Annotated in this window: 22 protein-coding genes; 13 read left to right on the forward strand and 9 right to left on the reverse strand. The window is 74.5% G+C overall.

All coding sequences use genetic code 11. The features are described from left to right. Nucleotides 1–58: 58 nt before the first annotated feature. Both G5V58_RS03545 and bcp read right to left on the reverse strand, forming a co-directional pair. Nucleotides 59–658, reverse strand: coding sequence for a maleylpyruvate isomerase N-terminal domain-containing protein (locus G5V58_RS03545; protein ID WP_165228821.1), 600 nt, complete (start codon nt 656–658; stop codon nt 59–61). Further along, nucleotides 648–1,121 (reverse strand): thioredoxin-dependent thiol peroxidase, encoded by a 474-nt coding sequence (gene bcp / locus G5V58_RS03550; RefSeq protein WP_165228823.1) that lies wholly within the window; start codon nt 1,119–1,121, stop codon nt 648–650. The genes G5V58_RS03545 and bcp overlap by 11 nt, the downstream gene beginning before the upstream one ends. Before the next feature lie 70 nt (nt 1,122–1,191). Here bcp and G5V58_RS03555 point away from each other — a divergent pair, with 70 nt between their 5' ends. The 6 genes from G5V58_RS03555 to G5V58_RS03575 are packed head-to-tail and all read left to right on the forward strand — an operon-like array spanning nt 1,192 to nt 4,221. Further along, the gene (locus G5V58_RS03555; protein ID WP_196240555.1) at nt 1,192–1,896 is read left to right on the forward strand and encodes an energy-coupling factor ABC transporter permease; all 705 of its coding nucleotides are present in this window, start codon (nt 1,192–1,194) and stop codon (nt 1,894–1,896) included. Continuing rightward, a complete protein-coding gene (locus G5V58_RS25570; RefSeq protein WP_196240556.1) occupies nt 1,893–2,186 on the forward strand; it encodes a PDGLE domain-containing protein in 294 nt (97 codons plus the stop codon). The genes G5V58_RS03555 and G5V58_RS25570 overlap by 4 nt, the downstream gene beginning before the upstream one ends. A 1-nt stretch (nt 2,187) precedes the next feature. Next, nucleotides 2,188–2,856 carry a cobalt ECF transporter T component CbiQ gene (cbiQ, locus tag G5V58_RS03560; RefSeq protein ID WP_165228825.1) on the forward strand — a complete coding sequence of 223 codons (669 nt, stop codon included), beginning with the start codon at nt 2,188–2,190 and terminating at the stop codon, nt 2,854–2,856. A 7-nt stretch (nt 2,857–2,863) separates the two neighbouring features. Beyond that, nucleotides 2,864–3,619, forward strand: a complete 756-nt coding sequence (locus G5V58_RS03565) for an energy-coupling factor ABC transporter ATP-binding protein (protein ID WP_165228827.1) — start codon at nt 2,864–2,866, stop codon at nt 3,617–3,619. Between the two features lie 12 nt (nt 3,620–3,631). Continuing rightward, complete coding sequence (locus G5V58_RS03570; protein ID WP_230487051.1) at nt 3,632–3,895, forward strand: DUF3618 domain-containing protein; 264 nt, start codon at nt 3,632–3,634, stop codon at nt 3,893–3,895. A gap of 20 nt (nt 3,896–3,915) precedes the next feature. Next, nucleotides 3,916–4,221, forward strand: coding sequence for a GroES family chaperonin (locus G5V58_RS03575; protein WP_165228829.1), 306 nt, complete (start codon nt 3,916–3,918; stop codon nt 4,219–4,221). Here the strand turns inward: G5V58_RS03575 and G5V58_RS03580 are convergent. The 3 genes from G5V58_RS03580 to G5V58_RS03590 are packed head-to-tail and all read right to left on the reverse strand — an operon-like array spanning nt 4,218 to nt 9,016. Further along, nucleotides 4,218–5,630, reverse strand: coding sequence for an FAD-dependent oxidoreductase (locus tag G5V58_RS03580; protein WP_165228831.1), 1,413 nt, complete (start codon nt 5,628–5,630; stop codon nt 4,218–4,220). The two genes, G5V58_RS03575 and G5V58_RS03580, sit on opposite strands and share 4 nt — an antisense overlap. 1 nt (nt 5,631) lies before the next feature. Next, entirely contained in the window at nt 5,632–6,687 is a 1,056-nt protein-coding gene (locus G5V58_RS03585) for a YihY/virulence factor BrkB family protein (RefSeq protein ID WP_165228833.1), read from the reverse strand. A 49-nt stretch (nt 6,688–6,736) separates the two neighbouring features. Beyond that, a complete protein-coding gene (locus tag G5V58_RS03590) occupies nt 6,737–9,016 on the reverse strand; it encodes a catalase (protein WP_165228835.1) in 2,280 nt (759 codons plus the stop codon). Between the two features lie 123 nt (nt 9,017–9,139). Between G5V58_RS03590 and G5V58_RS03595 the strand changes: the two genes are divergently transcribed. Further along, nucleotides 9,140–9,649: a DUF4383 domain-containing protein gene (locus G5V58_RS03595; protein WP_165228837.1), complete on the forward strand. Its 510-nt coding sequence runs from the start codon at nt 9,140–9,142 to the stop codon at nt 9,647–9,649. Between the two features lie 3 nt (nt 9,650–9,652). Here G5V58_RS03595 and G5V58_RS03600 read toward each other — a convergent pair whose 3' ends face one another. Genes G5V58_RS03600 through G5V58_RS03610 form a run of 3 tightly spaced genes read right to left on the reverse strand, consistent with a single transcriptional unit; the run spans nt 9,653 to nt 12,903 of the window. Then, complete coding sequence (locus G5V58_RS03600) at nt 9,653–10,075, reverse strand: PPOX class F420-dependent oxidoreductase (protein WP_165228839.1); 423 nt, start codon at nt 10,073–10,075, stop codon at nt 9,653–9,655. A gap of 38 nt (nt 10,076–10,113) precedes the next feature. Beyond that, on the reverse strand, nt 10,114–10,767 hold the full coding sequence (locus G5V58_RS03605; protein ID WP_165228841.1) for a sortase domain-containing protein: 654 nt from the start codon (nt 10,765–10,767) through the stop codon (nt 10,114–10,116). A gap of 30 nt (nt 10,768–10,797) precedes the next feature. Continuing rightward, the gene (locus G5V58_RS03610) at nt 10,798–12,903 is read right to left on the reverse strand and encodes a BTAD domain-containing putative transcriptional regulator (protein ID WP_165228843.1); all 2,106 of its coding nucleotides are present in this window, start codon (nt 12,901–12,903) and stop codon (nt 10,798–10,800) included. A gap of 103 nt (nt 12,904–13,006) precedes the next feature. On the opposite strand from G5V58_RS03610, the gene modA reads away from it, so the two are divergent. The 4 genes from modA to G5V58_RS03630 all read left to right on the forward strand — a co-directional run bounded on the left by modA (nt 13,007) and on the right by G5V58_RS03630 (nt 16,202). Beyond that, complete coding sequence (gene modA / locus G5V58_RS03615; RefSeq protein ID WP_165228845.1) at nt 13,007–13,819, forward strand: molybdate ABC transporter substrate-binding protein; 813 nt, start codon at nt 13,007–13,009, stop codon at nt 13,817–13,819. A gap of 67 nt (nt 13,820–13,886) precedes the next feature. Beyond that, nucleotides 13,887–14,606: an ABC transporter permease gene (locus G5V58_RS03620; RefSeq protein ID WP_230487052.1), complete on the forward strand. Its 720-nt coding sequence runs from the start codon at nt 13,887–13,889 to the stop codon at nt 14,604–14,606. Next, a complete protein-coding gene (locus tag G5V58_RS03625) occupies nt 14,603–15,646 on the forward strand; it encodes a sulfate/molybdate ABC transporter ATP-binding protein (protein WP_165228847.1) in 1,044 nt (347 codons plus the stop codon). The genes G5V58_RS03620 and G5V58_RS03625 overlap by 4 nt, the downstream gene beginning before the upstream one ends. Before the next feature lie 175 nt (nt 15,647–15,821). After that, nucleotides 15,822–16,202, forward strand: coding sequence for a TOBE domain-containing protein (locus tag G5V58_RS03630; protein WP_165228849.1), 381 nt, complete (start codon nt 15,822–15,824; stop codon nt 16,200–16,202). On the opposite strand, the gene G5V58_RS03635 is transcribed toward G5V58_RS03630, so the two are convergent. Further along, entirely contained in the window at nt 16,199–16,762 is a 564-nt protein-coding gene (locus G5V58_RS03635) for a class I SAM-dependent DNA methyltransferase (protein WP_165228851.1), read from the reverse strand. The two genes, G5V58_RS03630 and G5V58_RS03635, sit on opposite strands and share 4 nt — an antisense overlap. Before the next feature lie 33 nt (nt 16,763–16,795). Here G5V58_RS03635 and G5V58_RS03640 point away from each other — a divergent pair, with 33 nt between their 5' ends. Together G5V58_RS03640 and G5V58_RS03645 are read left to right on the forward strand one after the other, a co-directional pair. Continuing rightward, nucleotides 16,796–17,818: an alcohol dehydrogenase catalytic domain-containing protein gene (locus tag G5V58_RS03640; RefSeq protein WP_230487053.1), complete on the forward strand. Its 1,023-nt coding sequence runs from the start codon at nt 16,796–16,798 to the stop codon at nt 17,816–17,818. After that, nucleotides 17,815–18,816 (forward strand): YihY/virulence factor BrkB family protein, encoded by a 1,002-nt coding sequence (locus tag G5V58_RS03645; RefSeq protein WP_230487054.1) that lies wholly within the window; start codon nt 17,815–17,817, stop codon nt 18,814–18,816. The genes G5V58_RS03640 and G5V58_RS03645 overlap by 4 nt, the downstream gene beginning before the upstream one ends. The last annotated feature ends 92 nt before the right edge of the window (nt 18,817–18,908 follow it).

An 18,908-nucleotide genomic window follows, 5' to 3' on the forward strand; every position in this document is an offset into this window, starting at 1 on the left:
TCGCGGGTGTACGTGCGCCGGGTAGCCATGACGCGACCGTAGGCGCGCCCGCCGACACCTAGACGATGGCGACGCCGCCGGGCTCGCGGCCGGTGACCAGGCGCAGCAGGAGCGGGCCCTCGCCGCGGAGGACGGCGACGTCGGCGGCGATGCGGACGGTGGTGCGCAGCGCGGCGGCGGGCGGGGTCCAGGGCAGTGGCACGGCGTGGGCGATGTCGAGGCCGTGGACGACGAGCTCGAAGGTGCGGGTGGGAAGGTACTCGCGCAGCCTCATGCCGCCGGCGTAGGTCGTGACGACCTGGTCGAGGTCGGCGCGGGCCAGGTCGGCGGTGACGGAGTCGAGGAGCAGGCGGACGGCGCCGGCGGGGTCGTCGCCGAGCATCTGGCCGGCCTCGACGCCGCGGCGGGTGACGGCGGGGTCCTGGGAGGCGGCGCCGAGGCCGGCGACGTACTCCGCGGCGGAGCCGACGACGACCGAGGGGGCGGGCCGGCGCAGGTAGTCCGAGACCGTGACCAGGGAGCGGGCGGTGTGGCCGACGAGGGCGCGCAGGTCCCACTCGCCGAGGCCCGGGCCCTCGAGCGAGGGCGGGAGCTGAGCGACCAGGTCGGCGAAGGCGTGGGCGGCCTCGAGGTAGGTGGCCCGGGGCTTACGCGGCAAGCCCGAGGTCCTTGCGGAGCTTGGCCACGTGGCCGGTGGCCTTGACGTTGTACTGCGCGAGCTCGACCTTGCCGTCCTCGTCGACCACGAACGTCGAGCGGATGACCCCCTCGACCTCCTTGCCGTAGAGCTTCTTGAGCCCGAAGGCGCCGTAGGCCTTCATCACGGAGCGGTCGGCGTCCGAGAGGAGCGTGATGGTGAGCGAGTCGCGCTCGCGGAACTTCGCGAGCTTCTCCGGCTTGTCCGGGGAGATGCCGAGCACGGTGTAGCCGGCGGCCTGCAGCGAGTCGAGGGAGTCGGTGAAGTCGCAGGCCTGCTTGGTGCAGCCGGGGGTCATCGCCGCGGGGTAGAAGTAGACGATCACCTTGCCGCCGCGCAGGTCGGCCAGGGACACCGTGGAGCCGTCGTCGGCGGGCAGCGTGAACTCCGGTGCGGGGTCGCCGGGGGAGAGTCGGTCGGTCACGTCGCGATCCTGCCACGGCCCGGCGACGACCCGTTGTTGCGAGTAGTTCGCAACAACATATATTGAGCACGTGCACGTACCCGACGGGTTCCTCGACGCCCCGACCTCCGTGGCGACCGGTGCGGTGGCCGTGGTCGCCGTCGGTGTCGCGCTCAAGGGCGCGCGCCGCGAGCTGGACGACCGCACGGCCCCGCTGGCCGGGCTGGTGGCGGCGTTCGTCTTCGCCGTGCAGATGCTGAACTTCCCGGTCGCCTCCGGCACCAGCGGCCACCTGATGGGCGGGGCGCTGGCCGCCGTCCTCGTCGGTCCCTACACCGGCCTGTTGTGCACGGCGACCGTGTTCATCGTGCAGTGCCTGCTCTTCGCCGACGGCGGCATCACCGCGCTCGGCACCAACATCGACCTCATGGGCCTGACCACGGTCCTCGTCGGGTGGGCGGTCTTCCGCGCCCTCCAGTCGGTGCTGCCCAAGCGGCTGTCGATGGTGGCCCCGGCGGCCGGCATCGGCGCACTGGTCAGCGTGCCGGTGGCCTCCTTCCTGTTCGTCGCGCTGTACGCCGTCGGTGGCACCGCCGACATCCCGCTCGACAACCTGGCCGCCGCGATGGTGGGCGTGCACGTGCTCATCGGGATCGGCGAGGGCGTCATCACCGGCCTGGCGGTGGGCAGCATCGTCGCGGTCCGCCCCGACCTCGTGCACGGCGCGCGCCGGGTCCTGGAGCAGCGCGAGCTGGTCGTGCGGACCCAGCAGCCGAGCAGTGGAGCAGCGGCGTGAGGCGCCCCAGCACCCGGGTCGTCCTGCTCGGCCTGCTCGTGGCCGCCCTGGTCTGCGCCGGGATCGTGAGCCGCTTCGCCAGCAGCGACCCCGACGGGCTGACCAGGGTGTCGCAGGACAAGGGGTTCGCCGACACCGAGGTGACCCACCACAGCGGCCTGTTCGACTACGGCAGCCTCAGCGGCATCGTCGGGGTCCTGGTCGTCCTGGCCATCGCCGGTGCCCTGACCTACGCGCTGCGTCGCCGCGGGCGCGACCGCGCCGACGACCAGCACGACAGCCGGGTCTGAGGTGGGCGGCCCGCACGGGCACACCCTGCACTTCCACGCCCACTCGCCGGTCCACCGCGCGCCCGCGCACCTCAAGGTCCTGGCCCTGCTGGGCTTCGTGCTCGTCGTGGTGGCCACGCCGCGCGGCTGGTGGCCGGCGTACGCCGCCTACCTGGTCGTCGTCCTCGGCGTGATCGCGCTCAGCCGGGTGCCGGCGACGTACCTGCTCAAGCGGATGGTCGTCGAGGTCCCGTTCGTGTTCTTCGCGGTGCTGCTGCCCTTCGTGGCCCACGGCCCGCGCACCGACGTCCTGGGCCTCAGCCTGAGCGAGTCCGGGCTGGAGAGCGCCGGCGCGCTGCTGGCCAAGGGCACCCTCGGCGTGCTGGCCAGCCTCACCCTGGCCGCGACCACCGAGCCGCAGGAGCTGCTGGTCGGCCTGGAGCGGCTGCGGGTGCCCGACCTGCTCGTGCAGATCATGGGCTTCATGGTGCGCTACCTCGAGGTGGTGACCACCGAGCTGCAGCGGATGAAGGTGGCCCGCGAGTCGCGCGGCTTCACCGCCCGCAATCCGCGGCACTGGCCGGTGCTGGCCCGCTCGGCCGGTGCGCTGTTCATCCGCTCCTACGAGCGGGGCGAGCGGGTGCACCTGGCCATGCTCAGCCGCGGTTACACGGGCAGGATGCCCCGGTGATGACCCGGTGACACCCGTCCTCGACGTCGAGGGGCTGGCCTTCGCCTACCCCGACGGCCACCAGGCGCTCTTCGGCGTCGACCTGCACGTCCACCGGGGCGAGCGGGTCGCGCTGCTCGGCCCCAACGGGGCCGGCAAGACGACGCTCGTGCTGCACCTCAACGGCATCCTGGTCGCCGGCGCGGGCACGGTCGCGGTCAGCGGGCTGCCGGTGACCAAGGCGAACATCCCCGAGATCCGGCGCCGGGTCGGCATCGTCTTCCAGGACCCTGACGACCAGCTCTTCATGGGCACGGTGCGCCAGGACGTCGCGTTCGGCCCGGCCAACCTCGGGCTGCGCGGGTCCGAGCTGGACGCCCGAGTCCAGCACGCGCTGGAGCAGGTCGGCATGGAGGAGTACGCCGACCGCCCGCCCCACCACCTCTCCTTCGGCCAGCGCCGCCGGGTGGCCGTGGCGACCGTGCTGGCCATGGAGCCGGAGATCCTGGTCCTCGACGAGCCGAGCTCGAACCTCGACCCGGCCTCGCGCCGCGAGCTGGCCGACATCCTGCGCTCGCTGGACGTCACGGTGCTGATGGTCACCCACGACCTGCCCTACGCCCTCGAGCTCTGCCCGCGCGCGGTGGTGCTGAGCGACGGCACCGTGGTGGCCGACGGCGCGACGTACGACGTGCTGACCGACGACGCGCTGATGCGGGCGCACCGGCTGGAGCTGCCGTTCGGCTTCGACCCCCGCACGGTCGGGCGCCCGGTCACCGGTTGATAGCCTCCGCTCGTGGCCAAGGGCAAGCAGGAGGAAGGTCCCTCCCAGCTCGAGCGCGAGATGGAGGAGACGCGCGAGCGGCTGGCGAGCACCATCGACCAGCTCGTCTACCGCGCCAACCCCAAGACGATCGTCGGTCGCGAGGTCGCCTCGCTGAAGGCGTACTTCGTCGACCCGGCCACCGGTCAGCCCCGCAGCGAGAACATCCTCAAGGTCGCCGGCGTGCTCGTCGGCACCGTCGCGCTGTTCGTGGTGATCCGGAAGGTCTCGTCCTGACCGACAAGACCCCGATCCGGATGCTGCACGACCGCGTCCTGGTCGAGGTGGACTCCGACGGGGGCGAGCGGCGCTCCTCCGGCGGCATCGTCATCCCGGCCACCGCGGCCATGGGCGCGCGCCGCCTGGCCTGGTCGCGCGTGGTCGCGGTCGGCCCGAACGCCCGGTCCGTCGAGGCCGGCGACCGGGTCCTGTTCGACCCGGCCGACAAGTCGGAGGTCGAGGTGCACGGCGAGACCTACGTCGTCATGCGCGAGCGCGACGTGCACGCCGTGGCCGCCGACCGTCTCGAGGACGGCGGCCGACCGACCGGGCTCTACCTCTAGCCCACCCGCTTCAGGCCACAGACGGCCGGACCCTCGAGGACCGGGCCGTCCGCGTCGAAGCGCGAGCCGTGCAGCGGGCAGTCCCAGCTGCGCTCGGCCTCGTTGAAGCGCACGATCCCGCCCAGGTGGGTGCACACCCGCGAGACGCCGTCCTGGGTCACCGACCCGGTGGCCAGCGCGCCGATCCAGCCGCGGGTCAGCTCCAGGCCGACCTCGCCGTTGGCCAGCGCGGCGGTGGCCAGGCCCGTGGTCTCGTGCGGGCTCCAGGTCCGGAAGGCCTCCGACCACTCGAGGTGGCCGCCCAGGATCCGGCTGCTCAGCACCAGCGAGGCGGCGACCGCGTTGGTCATGCCCCACTTCGCGTAGCCGCCCGCCACCAGGATCTCGTCGCGGCCGGGCAGGACCGGCCCGGCGAAGGGCAGCTCGTGGTGCGGCGCGTAGTCCTGCGCGGACCAGGCGTGGGTCTCGACGGCCTCGGGCCAGAGCTCCGCGGTCCAGCGACGCAGCTCCTCGACGCGCCGGGCGGTGTCGACCTCCGCGCCCACCTTGTGCCCGTTGCCGCCGACGAGCAGCAGCGAGCCGTCGCCGTCCGGCACGTCGCGCAGCGAGCGCGAGGGGGTGTCGACGGAGAGGTACATCGCGTCCACCAGGGCCGTCGGCGTGCGGAAGGCCAGGCTGTAGGAGCGCAGCGGCTTCATCCGGGCGAAGAACCCGCCGCGGTCCAGGATCGGCATGTTGGTGGCCACGACCACGGTGTCCGCGCGGACCTCGCCGGCCTCGGTGGACACCGTGACCGGGGCGGAGCCGCGGACCTTGGTCACCCGCGCGCCCTCGACCAGGCGTACGCCGTGCGCGGCCGCCTCCAGCGACAGCGCGTCGAGCAGCTCCATCGGGTCGACCTGGAGCTGGTCGGGCAGCCGCACGCCGCCGCGGGTGCGGAAGGGGAGCGGGAAGTCGTCCTGCCACGACGCGGGCAGCCCGGCGCCGGTGGCGACGTCGAGCTCCCGGCGCAGCTGGCCCTCGCCCGAGGCGGTGTAGGCGTAGCTGACCGCGTCGCGGTGCTGGGCGGCGACGTCGTGGTCGCCGCAGAACCGCTCGAGCCAGGCCAGCCCCTCGCGCTGGGCGGTGACGTAGTCCTGGACCACCGACGAGGTGTGCTTGCGGGCGATGGTCGACAGCCGCGTGCCCTGCAGACAGCTGATCTTGGCGGTGGTGCGGCCGGTCGTGGCGTGGCCGACGGTGCCCGCCTCGAGCACGACGACCGAGCGGCCGGCGCGGCCGAGCAGCAGCGCGGTGGTCAGCCCGGTCAGCCCGGCGCCGATCACCGCGACGTCGTAGTCGCCGGACACCTCGGGGACGGGTGGCTCGGAGCGGGGGTGCCGGTCCTGCCAGAGCGAGGTCAGGGTCATCTCAGTCCTTCCGGTGGCTCTGGGCGCGGTGGCGCAGCTCGCGGCCCTTGGCCTCGTCCTCGCGCTCCTTGGCCTCGGCCTTCTCGATGTTGCGGTCGTCGCGCGGGGGCAGCTGGATCTCGACCTCGGCCTCGATGCCGGAGGCGAGCTCACGGCCACGCTCGAGCTCGGCGTCCAGCTCGGCGCCGAAGAGCAGCGCGAGGTTGGTGATCCACAGCCACAGGAGGAAGACGACGACCCCGGCCAGGGCGCCGTAGGTCTTGTCGTAGGAGGAGAAGTTCGCGACGTAGAAGCCGAACGCCGCCGAGGCGACCGCCCAGACCACGAGGGCCAGGACCGCACCCACGCTGACCCAGCGGAACCTCGGCTGCCGCACGTTGGGCGTGAAGTAGTAGAGCAGCGCGACGATCCCCACGACGACGAGCGCGATGAGCGGCCACTTGACGATCGAGAAGACCAGCTGGGCCGTGTGGCCGAGGCCCAGCGCGTCGCCGACCGCACCGGTGACCGGCCCGCTCACGACGAGCCCGGCCAGCGCCACCGCCACCAGGACGACGAGCACCGCGGTGAGCAGCAGCATCGCCGGGCGCAGCTTCCAGACCGGGCGGCCCTCGCCGATCTCGTAGATGCGGTTCATCGCGCGACCGAACGCGCCGACGTACCCGCTGGCCGACCAGAGCGCACCGAGCAGGCCGATCACCAGGCCGAGACCGACCGCCTGCGAGGCCGACAGGTCCTTCAGGGTGGGACCGATGCTGTCCACGACCCCGCCCGCGCCGACCTGGCGCAGGATGTCGAGGACCTGGTCGACGGCCTCGGTGCCCTGACCGACCAGGCCGAGCAGCGAGGTCAGCGCGATGGCGGCGGGGAAGAGCGCCAGCACGGCGTAGTAGGTGAGCGCGGCGGCCAGGTCGGTGCACTGGTCGGAGGAGAACTCCCGCGCGGTCTTGCGGAGCACGTAGCCCCAGGAGTGCTGGTCGAGGTCGGTCGGGTCGTCGACCTTCCCGGGTGCCTCCGGGGCCGGCCGGTCGTCGGTCGTGCTGTCGGTGGAAGGCATGCTCAGCGGTGCCCTCGGCACCGCTGAGCAACCCTCACCCCCTGGGGTGTCAGGCCCGCGCGGGGAACCGCTCCCAGACCCGGTGGTGCGCCATCAGCGCCTGCACGTCGGCGAGCACGCCGGCCGCGTCGTCACCGCTCACCACGCCGGCCACGCCGTCCAGGCCGAGGGCGGTCAGCGCGGCGGTGCCGTCGCCCCACGCGCCGATGACCTTGGCGTGGCGGTAGCACTCCTCCAGCAGCAGCGTGACCCGCGGGTCGAGGGCCGCGGTGTCCGCGCCGGCCTTCGCGTCGCGGGCCGGGAGCGCGTCGGGCGCCGGCGGCGCCGCACCGGCCACGAGCACCGCGTCGAGCTCGATGGAGCGGACCGTGGCAAAGGTCCGCTGCACCGTGGTGCCCTCGACCTGGCCGCCGTGGGGCGCGATGACGAGGGGCACGACGCCGGCCGCGAGCAGCGTGCGGCGGGTGGCCTCGACCCCCTCGAGGTCACCGGACGGGTCGACGACGATCCCGACCATCCGGCCGTCCGGCGGCCACTCGCCGGGCAGCTGCGAGAGCGCCGGGGAGAGCTCGACGTCGGGCACCTCGACGCTCGCCGCGGGCGCCGGCAGGCCGAGCCCGGTGGCCACCTGCGCGCACAGGTCGGCGTCGATGTTGGCCAGGCACTGGAGCTGGCGCTCCTTGACCGCCTGCTCGTAGCACTTGCCGAGCTCGAAGGTGTAGGCCAGCACGATGTGCTCCTGCTCGACCGGGGTCATGCTCCGGTAGAACTGCCGCGTCTGGCTGTAGTGGTCGTCGTACGACGCCGGGTTGGCCCGCACCTTGCTGGCCGCCGGCACCTGCACCGGCACGTCGACGAACGCGCCCTCGTCCATGCCCGCGAAGAACGGGCAGCCACCGTCCAGGGTGTTGGGCTTGTACGGCGCGACGCCGCCGTGGACCGCGCTCTGGTGGTAGCCGTCGCGGTGCATGTCGTTGACCGGCGCGTGCGGGCGGTTGATGGGGATCTGGTTGAAGTTCGGCCCGGCCAGCCGGGTGAGCTGGGTGTCGAGGTAGGAGAAGTTGCGGGCCATCAGCAGCGGGTCGTCGGTGCCGTCGATGCCGGGCACGAGGTGCCCGGTGTGGAAGGCGACCTGCTCGGTCTCGGCGAAGTAGTTCGTCGGGTTGCCGGTCAGCGTCATGGTGCCGATCAGCTGGACCGGCGCGAGCTCCTCGGGGACCAGCTTGGTCGGGTCGAGCAGGTCGATGCCCTCGAACGTCTGGTCGGGGGTGTCCGCGAAGGTCTGGATCCCCAGGTCCCACACCGGGTAGGCGCCGGACTCGATGGCGTCGTGCAGGTCGCGGCGGTGGAAGTCCGGGTCGACGCCCGCGGCCAGCTGCGCCTCCTCCCAGGTCAGGGAGTGCACGCCGAGGCGCGGCTTCCAGTGGAACTTGCACAGCGTCGTGCCGCCCTCGGCGTCGACGAGGCGGAAGGTGTGGACGCCGAAGCCCTCCATCATCCGGTAGCTGCGCGGGAGGCCGCGGTCGGACATGTTCCACATCGCGTGGTGCTGGCCCTCGGTGTGCAGCGAGACGAAGTCCCAGAACGTGTCGTGCGCACTCTGCGCCTGCGGGATCTCGCGGTCCGGGTGCGGCTTGCCGGCGTGGATGACGTCGGGGAACTTGATGCCGTCCTGGATGAAGAAGACCGGGATGTTGTTGCCGACCAGGTCCCAGTTGCCCTCGGAGGAGTAGAACTTCACCGCGAAGCCGCGGGTGTCGCGCACGGTGTCGGCCGAGCCGCGCGAGCCGAGCACGGTGGAGAAGCGCACGAAGACCGGGGTCTCGACGTCCTTGCCGAAGACCGCGGCGCGCGAGACCGAGGTGGCCGCGCCGTTGGCCACGAAGACGCCGTGCGCACCGGCGCCGCGGGCGTGCACCACGCGCTCGGGGATCCGCTCGTGGTCGAAGTGCATGATCTTCTCGCGCAGGTGGTGGTCGGCCAGGACCGTCGGCCCCCGCGCGCCCACCTTGAGCGAGTGGTCGGTGTCGTGCAGGCGCACGCCGGTGGCCGTGGTGAGGTAGGCGCCCTGCTGCGCGCTCGCCGTCGGCGGGTCCGCGCTCGGGGCGCCGGTGGGCGAGAGCGGCGTCGGCTGCTCCTGGTCGGGCTTCGGCGGCGGTGTCTCGCGCGGCTCGGTCGGCTCCTCGAGCGACGGCGGCTCGCTGCCCGGAGCGCCGGGGATGGGCGGCTCGGTCAGGCTCGCGGCCTTGCTGGCCGCGGTCTCGGCCACCTCCTCGACCTTCTCGCCGACCGCCTTCGCGGTGTCCTTGAGCTTCTCCTTGGGGTCCATGCGGTTCCTCCCGGTCGCGGCTGTCGCGGACAGGTGCCCCGCACGGCTGGGCCGGTCCCCACCTGTGGGGGTGAATGCGAGGACCGGGAAGCGTTGGTGCGACCGCCGCGGTTACCCGGCGCCATGAGCAACCAGCACGGCGTGAACGACGGCAGCATCCAGGTCAACACCGGCGGGACGCCGTACGACGTGGGCGCGGCGGGCTTCCTGCGCACGGTGACGGGCGCCTACGGCCTCGTGTTCCTCATCGTCGGGATCCTCGGGTTCGTCCCCGGCGTCACGACCCACTACGGCGACCTCACCTTCGCCGGACACACGAGCGGAGCCGAGCTGGCCGGCGTGTTCCAGGTCTCGGTGCTGCACAACCTCATCCACCTGGCCTACGGCGTCGTGGGGCTCACCCTCGCCGCTCGGCCGCGGCCCGCCGCGCTCTACCTGCTCCTCGGCGGCGTGGTGTACGCCGTGGTCTGGCTCTACGGGGTGCTGGTCGGGGACGACAGCCAGGCCAACGTCGTGCCGCTCAACTCCGCCGACGACTGGCTGCACCTGGTGCTGGCCGTCTCGATGGTCGCGCTCGGGGTCCTCGGCCTGCGCCGGCTCCGGCACCGTGGGCGCGGGCCCTCGCTGGCCTGAGGCTCAGCGCAGCAGGCCGTAGGCGCGGCTCGGCCGCAGCCGGACGAGGACGCGCTCCTCGCGGACCTGGGCGGCGCGGTAGTCGTCCCAGTCGGGGTGCTCGCCGGAGAGCTCGCGGTAGTAGTCGACCAGCTCCTCGACCACAGCGTCGTGCGGGTCGCGGGCCACGTCGGACAGCGTGGCCTCGCCCTCGAGGACGACGTAGCTCCAGAAGTCCTCGCCGTTGAGGTGCAGCGCGGCCCACGGGGTGCGCTGGAGGTTCTTGTACTTCGCGCGGCTGGTGGTGATGGAGACCTGGACGTCGCCGTCGTCGGTCACGCGGTGCAGCACGTTGGACAGCTGGGGGCGGCCGTCGGAGGACCGGATGGTCACCAGGACCGACTGGTGGTTGCGGCGGGCGGCGGCCAGGGCCTGCTCGAGCTCCATGCCGGTGCAGCGCGGCCGCGGCCCGGGTTGTTCCGCCGTCAGTCGGTGGGGCGTCCGAGCGGCGCGGCGGTGACGACCACCGAGCGCTGGTAGGCCGCGCCGTCCCAGCCCCCGGCCGAGATCATGACGAGCCGGCCGGCGCCGCCGTCCTGCTTGAACAGCGTCAGCCCGACCCGGTCCATGGTGGTCGGGTCGAAGGTGCGCACGGTGCTGACCTGGTAGCGCATGGTGCCCCGCTCGGTGAGCAGGTCCACGGTGTCGCCCTCGGCCATCTCGCCCAGCTGGGTGAGCCCGCCGTGGCCGCCCGCGACGTGGCCGATGAGGATCGTCTGGCCCTGGGCGGCGCCCGCGCGGGCGCTGCCGTCCCACCAGCTGACGAGCGGGGCGTCGTCGGGCGGCGCCGCGAGCGCGGCGCGGGGCTCGACGGTGGACTTCACCAGCGGGGAGACCAGCCGGACACCGGACGGCCCGCCGGCAGCGACCCGGACGGGGTCGGCCGGGGTCATCCGGGTGTACGTCGGCGCGGCGGCGCCGTCGCCGCCCGGTCCGAGCGCGTCCCACCACGCCGAGGGCACGCTCAGGCCCAGCGCGACGAGCACACCGAGCACGCTCAGCACGGCGGCGACCCGGCCGAACCCGGAGGCGAACCGGTCGAAGGGTCGCTCCGCGGCGGGGGAGAGGGTGCCGGCCATGCCAGGTCAACGCGGCACGCCCGGTCGCGGTTACGCCCGGGCCATCTCCGCCCACGGCTGGGCGGGCACGTCGAGCTCGGCCATCCGGAGCTCGTAGGCCCGGTGGTGGTGGCGCGCCTCGCCGTAGCGCCCGAGCCGGCACAGCAGACCCACCAGCTCGGCGTACGCCGCCTCGTCGTAGGGGTCGGCGGCGACCAGCCGGGAGTACCACGTCAGGGCGTCCGCGGGCCGCTCGCCCGCGGCGACAGCGGAGGCCAGGGTGCGCAGCACGTCGCGGCCGAGCGCCTCGCTCTCCTCCCGCTCGCCGTCGGCCCAGCCGGCCTCGCCCTCCAGCCAGCCCTCGCCGAGCTCGCCGGTGTGCATGGCGGCGGCGGCCTCGAGCATGCGCACGGCGCGCGGCGAGCCCGCGCGGGCGGCGGCCAGCGCGGCGCGCGCGGCGCCGGCGAAGCCGACCAGGTCGACGTCGACGTGGCGCAGGTCCAGGCGGACGGTGTCGCGGTCGGCGACCACGTGGTGGTCGGCAGGGAAGGCGCGGCCCGGGTCCAGGACGGCGCGGACGTGGGACAGCGCGACCGAGAGCCGGTTGCCGACGCCCTCGGCGTCCGGCCAGACCAGCGCGCCGAGCCGCTCCCGGCTCACCCCGCGGTCGCCGCGCACGGCGAGGACGGTCAGGACCTCGCGGGCCTTGCGCGACGGCCAGGCCGAGGCCGGGACCGGCGTGCCACCGACGTCGACCCCGAACGCGCCGAGCACGTGCACCCGCACCTGGGGCTCGTCCGGCCGGTGGCGTACGGCGTGCAGCGGGCCCGCGATGCGCCACACGTCGTCGTGCACACCGAGCGAGTGCAGCTCCTCGCGCACCAGCCCCTCGGTGAGGCGGTCGCGGGCGCGCTGGGCGGTGACCAGCTCGTTGGTGAGCAGCCGCAGGGGGTGGGCCAGCTCGCGCCACAGCCCGGCCGCCTCGCGCAGCCGCGCGTCGGCGTCGGCGGCTCCGGGCCCGGCCAGGGCCGCGAGCTCGAGGGCGTCGGCCAGCCGGGGCAGGTCGCGGTGCCGCGCGGCCAGGTCGAGGCCGAGGTCGGCCTGGCGGCGGGCGCCCTCGGCGTCGCCGACCGCGAGCCGCACCCACCCGGCCGTCACCACGGGGACGGCGTGACCGACCGGGCTCGGGATCCCCAGGGCCTCCTCGACCAGGGCGGTCGCGCGGGTCGGGTCGGTGCTGGCCAGGGCCGCGGCTTCGGAGACCAGCGCGGCGGCCCGGGTCTGCATGTCGCCCTCGGCGGCCGCGAGCTCCCCGGCCTGGCGGTAGGCCAGCACCGCCTGGGTCGCGTTGCCGCGGGCGGTCTGCACGTCGCCGCGCAGCTGCCAGGACGCGCACACGCTGGGCGCCTCGAGCTGGGTCCACAGGTCGCGCGCGGCGTCACACTCGACCAGCGCCTCGTCGATGCGGCCCAGGCCGAGCAGGGCCTCGGACCGGTTGTGGCGCAGCACGGCCAGCCCGGACAGGTGGCCGGTCCGGGCGTTGACCTCGAGTCCCTGCTGGAGGTGCTGCAGCGCCTCGTCGTTGCGCCCCTCCTCCAGCGAGCGCGAGCCCAGGTTGTTGCGCACCCGCTCGAGGGTCAGCAGGTCGCCGGCCCGCTCGGCCAGCACCAGCGCGCGCTCGTAGCAGGCCAGGTTGGCGTCGCGGTCACCGGAGCTCGCGGCCAGGAACGCGTTCACCACGCACGCCGACGCCTCCGCGCCGGGGTCGTCGGCCACCCGCGCGTGCTTGGTCGCCTCCTCGGCCAGCTCGCGGCAGCGCTCCTCGTCGCCGCGCGACCAGGCCACCGCGGCCGCCACCGACGCCAGCCTGGCCCGGTCGGAGTCCGAGGCGCCCGAGCCGTCGGCGTACGACGTGACGGTGCGCGCGTCGGTGAGGTGGCCGAGGTGGTGCAGCGCGTAGCCGCACCGCCACGCGAAGCCGGGCGGGTAGGTCCCGTCGTCGTGGCGCACGTGCTCGGCCAGGCTGAGCCAGTCGCGGCCCAGGAGGACCGCCGTCGCGGTGGTGCCGTCCTCGACCACGGCCGCCGCGGCGCGCTCCGGGGGCAGGGCTGTCAGCGAGGCCAGGTGGGCGGCCGATCGCCCCGCCAGGGTCGCCATGGTGGCGATGGTAAGTCGCGGAGCGCCGGCCGCGGGCCGCCTCGCCAGCACCCGGAAGCCTGCGAGCCCCTCTCACGGCCCTGCCTAGGTGTTGCCTAGGTCGATGTGGTTCGATGCGGCGGTGACCTTCCGGCGTACGGGCGCGGCCCTGGCGGCCGCCACCCTCCTGTTGTCCCTGGCCGCGTGCGGCGACGACTCCGACTCGGGCTCCGACTCGGGCTCCGGCGCGGGCGCCGGCTCCGACACCACGCTCACGGTGTACGCCGCCGCCTCGCTCACCCAGACCTTCCAGGCCATCGGCCAGGAGTTCGAGGCCGCGCACGACGGGGTGAGCGTCGAGTTCAGCTTCGGCGGCTCCTCCGACCTGGTCGCCCAGCTCCAGCAGGGCGCGCCCGCCGACGTCTTCGCCTCCGCCGACCAGGCCAACATGGACAAGCTGACCGCCGACGACCTCCAGGCCGACGACCCGCAGCCGTTCGCCACCAACACCCTCGAGATCGCCACGCCTCCGGACAACCCGGCGGGCATCAGCTCCTTCGCCGACCTGGCCGGCGACGGCGTCAAGGTCGTGGTCTGCGCCCCCGAGGTGCCGTGCGGGGCGGCGACGGTCAAGGCCGAGGAGGCGACCGGTGTGACGCTCAGCCCGGTGAGCGAGGAGCAGTCGGTCACCGACGTGCTCGGCAAGGTCACCTCGGGCGAGGCCGACGCCGGGCTGGTCTACGTCACCGACGTCGAGGCGGCGGGGGACGACGTGACCGGCGTACCGTTCCCGGAGTCCGCAGACATCGTCAACACCTACCCGATCGTCGCGCTGAAGGACTCCGACCACGCCGACCTGGCCCAGGCCTTCGTGGACCTGGTCCTGAGCGACCAGGGCCAGGGCATCCTCGAGGAGGCCGGCTTCGCCCAGCCGTGACGCGACGCAGGCCCGGGTCGGCCTGCCCCGGTGGGTCCTCGTCCCGGCCCTGGTCGGGGCGGTGTTCGTGCTGCTCCCGCTCGTGGCCATCGTGGCCCGGGTCGACTGGGCGCACTTCGGCTCGCTCATCACCTCCGAGTCGTCGCGTGCGGCGTTCTGGCTGAGCCTCAAGACGTCCGCGGCGAGCACGGCGCTGTGCGTCGTGTTCGGCGTGCCGATGGCGCTGGTCCTGGCCCGCTCGGACCTGCCCGGGCTGGGTGCGCTGCGCTCGCTGGTGCTGCTGCCCCTCGTGCTGCCACCGGTCGTGGGCGGACTGGCGCTGCTCTACACCTTCGGGCGGCGCGGGCTGCTGGGCTCGGAGCTCGACGCGCTGGGCCTCCAGATCGCCTTCACCACGGTGGCGGTGGTGCTGGCCCAGACCTTCGTGGCGCTGCCGTTCCTCGTGGTGTCCCTGGAGGGCTCGCTGCGCACGGCGGGGCAGCGCTACGAGGTCGTGGCCGCCTCGCTCGGGGCCGGTCCGACCACGGTCTTCCGGCGGATCACGCTGCCGCTGGTGCTGCCCGGGCTGCTGTCCGGCGCGGTGCTGTCCTTCGCGCGGTCGCTGGGGGAGTTCGGGGCGACCATCACCTTCGCGGGCTCGCTCCAGGGGCGCACCCGCACGCTGCCGCTCGAGATCTACCTCCAGCGCGAGACCGACCCCGACGCCGCGGTCGCGCTGGCCCTGGTGCTCGTCGTGGTCGCCGTGCTCGTCATCGGGCTCGCGCGGCAGACGCGGAGCGCGCTGTGAGCCTGTCGCTGTCCTTCGCGGTGCCCTCGCGCGGGGTCGAGGTCGCGCTCACGGTCGAGGCCGGCACGACGCTGGCGCTGCTCGGGCCCAACGGCTCGGGCAAGTCCACCGCGCTCGGGGTCGCCGCCGGGCTGGTGCGGCCGGCGGCCGGCACCGTGACGCTCGACGGACGGGTGCTGACCGACGTGGCGGCCGGCGTGCAGGTGCCGCCGCACGCGCGGCGTACCGCCCTGCTGGGACAGGAGCCGCTGCTCTTCCCGCACCTCTCGGCGCTGGAGAACGTCGCCTTCGGGCCGCGGTCCACCGGCGCCTCGCGCGCCGACGCGCGGGCCTCGGCCCAGGAGTGGCTGGCGCTGGTCGGGGTCGGCGACCTCGGGGCGCGGCGCCCGGCGCAGCTCTCCGGCGGCCAGGCGCAGCGGGTCGCGGTGGCCCGGGCGCTCGCCGCCTCGCCCGGGCTGGTGCTGCTCGACGAGCCGATGGCCGCGCTCGACGTGGCCGTGCAGCCGGCCCTGCGCCAGACGCTGCGGCGGGTGCTGGCCGACCGCACGGCCGTGGTCGTCACCCACGACCCGCTGGACGCGCTGCTGCTCGCCGACCGTGTCGTCGTGCTGACCGACGGCGCCGTGGTCGAGGAGGGGGCGTCGGCGGAGGTGCTGTCGCGCCCGCGCTCGGCGTTCGCGGCGCGGCTGGCCGGGCTCAACCTGGTCACCGGGGCGCTCCGCGAGGGCGCCGTCGAGGCGCCCGACGGGCTGCGGGTGCACGGCGTGGCCGACCCGCTGCCGGCCGAGGGGTCGCCCGCGGTGGCGACGTTCCGGCCCGCCGCGGTCGCGGTCTACCGCGAGATCGTCGAGGGCTCGCCCCGCAACGCCTTCCCGGTCACGGTCACCGAGCTCGAGCCGCTGGCCGACCGGGTCCGGGTGCACGCCGGCGCACTGCACGCCGACGTCACCGTCCAGGCCGTGGCCGCGCTCGACCTCGAGGTCGGGCTGCCGGTGGTCTTCGCGGTGAAGGCCACCGAGGTCGCGGTCTACGGGCTCTAGGGTGCGTCGATCAAGACAGCGCGGCGCCAGCGCCGCCCAGGCGGCACGCTGACGACCCCGACAGCCGACTCGACGGGCCGCTGGCCCGCCATCGCGTCTGCGGCGCCGTCATCGCACCACCTGGACAACGCTGGCATCCACGCTGCCTTGATCGACGCACCCTAGGCTGCTCGTCGTGGCGGAGCACCTGCGCATCGGCGAGGTCGCCCAGGCGGTCGGCGTCAGCGTCGACACCCTGCGGCGGTGGGAGAGCGAGGGGCGCGTCACCTTCGAGCGGCACGGCAACCAGCGCGTGCTTCCGGCCGACCAGCTCGCGCCGCTGCTGGCCTCGCTGGCCGGCTCCTCGTCGACGTCCAGCGCCCGCAACCGGATGAGCGGCATCGTGGTCGCGGTCAAGCGGGACGGGGTGATGGCGCAGGTGGAGCTGGCCTGCGGCGACTACCGCATCGTGTCGCTGATGAGCCGCGACGCGGCCGACGAGCTGGGTCTCGAGGTCGGCAAGCCGGCGACCGCCGTGGTCAAGGCGACGAACGTGATCGTCGAGGTCGCGCCCTAGGCGACGCTCAGGTAGCGCTCGTCGCGGATCGGGCCGCCCCAGTACACGTCCTCGGTCAGCGGGTACGTCGTCGGCTCGCGGCCCTGCGCGCGCAGCAGGGCCTCGGTCTGGGCGGCCGAGAGGCCCGCGCCGGTGTGCCAGCGGCCCTCCACGAGCAGCAGCCGGCCGCCGTCGCGCAGCAGGCCGACCCAGCGCTGCAGTGCGGCGGGCGCGTCGAGGGCCCACAGCACGTGCCGGCTCAGCACCACGTCGTACGCCCCGGGGGGCAGCGGCGGCCGGGCCGCGTCGCCGACCACGAACCGCGCGCGGTCGCCCGCCTTGGCCCGCGCCCGCCGGACCATCTCGGGGGCGAAGTCGACCCCGTCCACGGCGTACCCCTCGTCCGCGAGCAGCGCGCTCAGCGTCCCGGTGCCGCAGCCGAGGTCCGCGACCCGCGCGGGCGGGTCGGGCAGGTGGGTCCGCAGCAGCCGCCGCCACGCGTCGCGGGTGGTCGGGTCGCGCAGGCCGTGGTCCGGCTCGTCGTCGAACCGCTCCGCCTGCGCATCCCAGAGGTCGCTCACCCGGTGACGCTATCGGGGTGCCAGAGTCGTCCCGTGGTGCGAGCGGTGGTCTACGACGCGTACGGCGCGACCCCGGTGGTCCGCGAGGTGGCGCCGCCGGTCTGCCCGGCCGACGGTGTCGTGGTCCGCGTCGGCGCCACCGGCGTCTGCCGCTCGGACTGGCACGCCTTCGTCGGCCACGACCCGGTGCCGCTGCCGATGACCCCGGGCCACGAGCTGGCCGGGACGGTGGCGGAGGTCGGCGCCGAGGTCCGTGCCGGGGCCGGCGGCTGGGCGGTCGGGGACCGGGTGACCGTGCCGTTCGTGGTGGCCTGCGGTCGCTGCGAGTACTGCCGGGCCGGTGAGCAGCAGGTCTGCCCGCACCAGCAGCAGCCCGGCTTCACCTACCCGGGCTCGTGGGCCGAGCTGGTCGCCGTACCGCACGCGGCCGCCAACCTGGTCCGGCTGCCCGACGACGTGGACGTGGTCGCGGCCGCCGCCCTGGGCTGCCGCTTCGCGACGGCGTTCCGGGCGCTGCACACCCACGCGCCGGTCGGCCCCGGCGACGTGCTGGCCGTGCACGGCTGCGGTGGCGTCGGCCTGTCGGCGGTGCTGATCGGGGCCGCGCTCGGTGCCACGGTCGTGGCCATCGACCCGTCCGCCCCACGTCGCGAGCGCGCCCTCGAGCTGGGTGCGACCCGCGTCCTGGACGTCGGCCGGCACGAGGGCCTCGACGCCCACGTCTCGCTCGACGCGGTCGGCTCGCCGCAGGTCGCCGCCGCGTCGGTCCGCTCGCTGCGCCGGCGTGGCACGCACGTCCAGCTCGGGCTCCTGCTCGGGGCCGAGGCCGCGACGCCGCTCCCGATGGACCTCGTCCTCGCGCACGAGCTGACCGTCGTCGGCTCGCACGGAATGCCCGCCCACGAGTACGCCGCGCTCTTCGACCTGCTGCGCTCGGCCGACCTCGACCCGGGTCTGCTCGTGGACCGGGTGCTCACCCTCGACGAGGCGTCCGACGCCCTGGTCGCCCTGGGCCGCGCGCCCGAGACGGGCGGCATCGCGGTGATCCGACCGTGACCACGGCCCGGCTGGTGCCGGTGACGGTGGAGATGGACGGCGACGAGCTCGACGCCGACGACGCGTGGCACGAGCTGCGCAAGGTCGGGGTGCGCCGGCTGCTGGTGGACGCCTTCGTGCGGTTCCGCTACGGCGACGGCTTCAGCTCCTCACGGGCCCTGGCGATGCAGGCGGCGCTGTCGGTGGTGCCGTTCCTGCTCGCGCTCTCGGGCCTGGTCGCCGACCTCGACCACGAGCGGCCGGCCGCGGTCCTGGCCGGCACGGTCTCGGCCGTGTCCCCGGGCTCCGGGGACAGCGACGCCCTCACGCGCGCGGTCCGCGGCTCGGACGCCTCCGAGCTCTCCGGCGAGCTCGCCCTCTGGCTCGGCCTGCTGCTCGCGCTGGCCTCGATGGTCACCGCGTTCGCGCAGGTCGAGCGGGGCGTCAACCGGATCTACGGCATCCGCCGCGACCGCCCGGCCCTGCCCAAGTACGGCCGCGCCGCCGCGCTGACCGGCGTGCTCGCCGTACCGGTGGGGGTAGGGTTCCTGCTCCTCGTCGCGGGGCGCGCCTTCGCCCACGCCATGGCCGACCAGTACGGCTGGTCCGACGGCCTGGTCACCGCCTGGGACGTCGGCCGCTGGCCCGTCGGCGTCCTCCTCGTCTCGCTCACCGTCGCCGTCCTGCTCGACCACGCCCCCCGCCGCCGCCAGCCCGGCCTCAGCTGGCTGGCCGTCGGTGCCGCCGTCGCCGTCGCCCTCACGCTGGCCAGCACCGGCCTCCTCGCGGCGTACGCCGGCCTGAGCCCGTCGTTCGGCGACGTCTACGGCCCGCTCGCCGGCGTCGTCGCGCTCCTGCTCTGGACGCTGCTCTCCTCGGTCGCGCTGTTCTACGGCGCCGCCCTCTGCGCCCAGCTCGAGGCCTGCCGCGCCGGCCGGCCCGAGCCGGCCGAGGACGACCCCGGTCGCCCCGAGCGGGTGACCGTGGACGACCACGGAACTCAGCAAACTCTTGGGTGAGCCCTGTGTTGCTGGGAAGTGACGAGCGAGTAACGTTCGGCGGAACGCGGTCAGGGAGTGGTACCGCGTCGCACGACCTCGTCAACGAAAGG

The organism is Nocardioides anomalus (assembly GCF_011046535.1).
In the GTDB taxonomy this organism is placed as follows: Bacteria; Actinomycetota; Actinomycetes; order Propionibacteriales; family Nocardioidaceae; genus Nocardioides; species Nocardioides anomalus.

What these genes read in the sequence shown, in the direction of transcription:
- G5V58_RS03580 (WP_165228831.1), bottom strand. Translation starts at nt 5,630, where the DNA reads ATGACCCTGACCTCGCTCTGGCAGGACCGGCACCCCCGCTCCGAGCCA.
- G5V58_RS03605 (WP_165228841.1), bottom strand. Translation starts at nt 10,767, where the DNA reads ATGGCCGGCACCCTCTCCCCCGCCGCGGAGCGACCCTTCGACCGGTTC.
- G5V58_RS03595 (WP_165228837.1), top strand. Translation starts at nt 9,140, where the DNA reads ATGAGCAACCAGCACGGCGTGAACGACGGCAGCATCCAGGTCAACACC.
- modA (WP_165228845.1), top strand. Translation starts at nt 13,007, where the DNA reads ATGTGGTTCGATGCGGCGGTGACCTTCCGGCGTACGGGCGCGGCCCTG.
- G5V58_RS03600 (WP_165228839.1), bottom strand. Translation starts at nt 10,075, where the DNA reads ATGGAGCTCGAGCAGGCCCTGGCCGCCGCCCGCCGCAACCACCAGTCG.
- G5V58_RS03575 (WP_165228829.1), top strand. Translation starts at nt 3,916, where the DNA reads ATGCTGCACGACCGCGTCCTGGTCGAGGTGGACTCCGACGGGGGCGAG.
- G5V58_RS03585 (WP_165228833.1), bottom strand. Translation starts at nt 6,687, where the DNA reads ATGCCTTCCACCGACAGCACGACCGACGACCGGCCGGCCCCGGAGGCA.
- G5V58_RS03610 (WP_165228843.1), bottom strand. Translation starts at nt 12,903, where the DNA reads ATGGCGACCCTGGCGGGGCGATCGGCCGCCCACCTGGCCTCGCTGACA.
- G5V58_RS03590 (WP_165228835.1), bottom strand. Translation starts at nt 9,016, where the DNA reads ATGGACCCCAAGGAGAAGCTCAAGGACACCGCGAAGGCGGTCGGCGAG.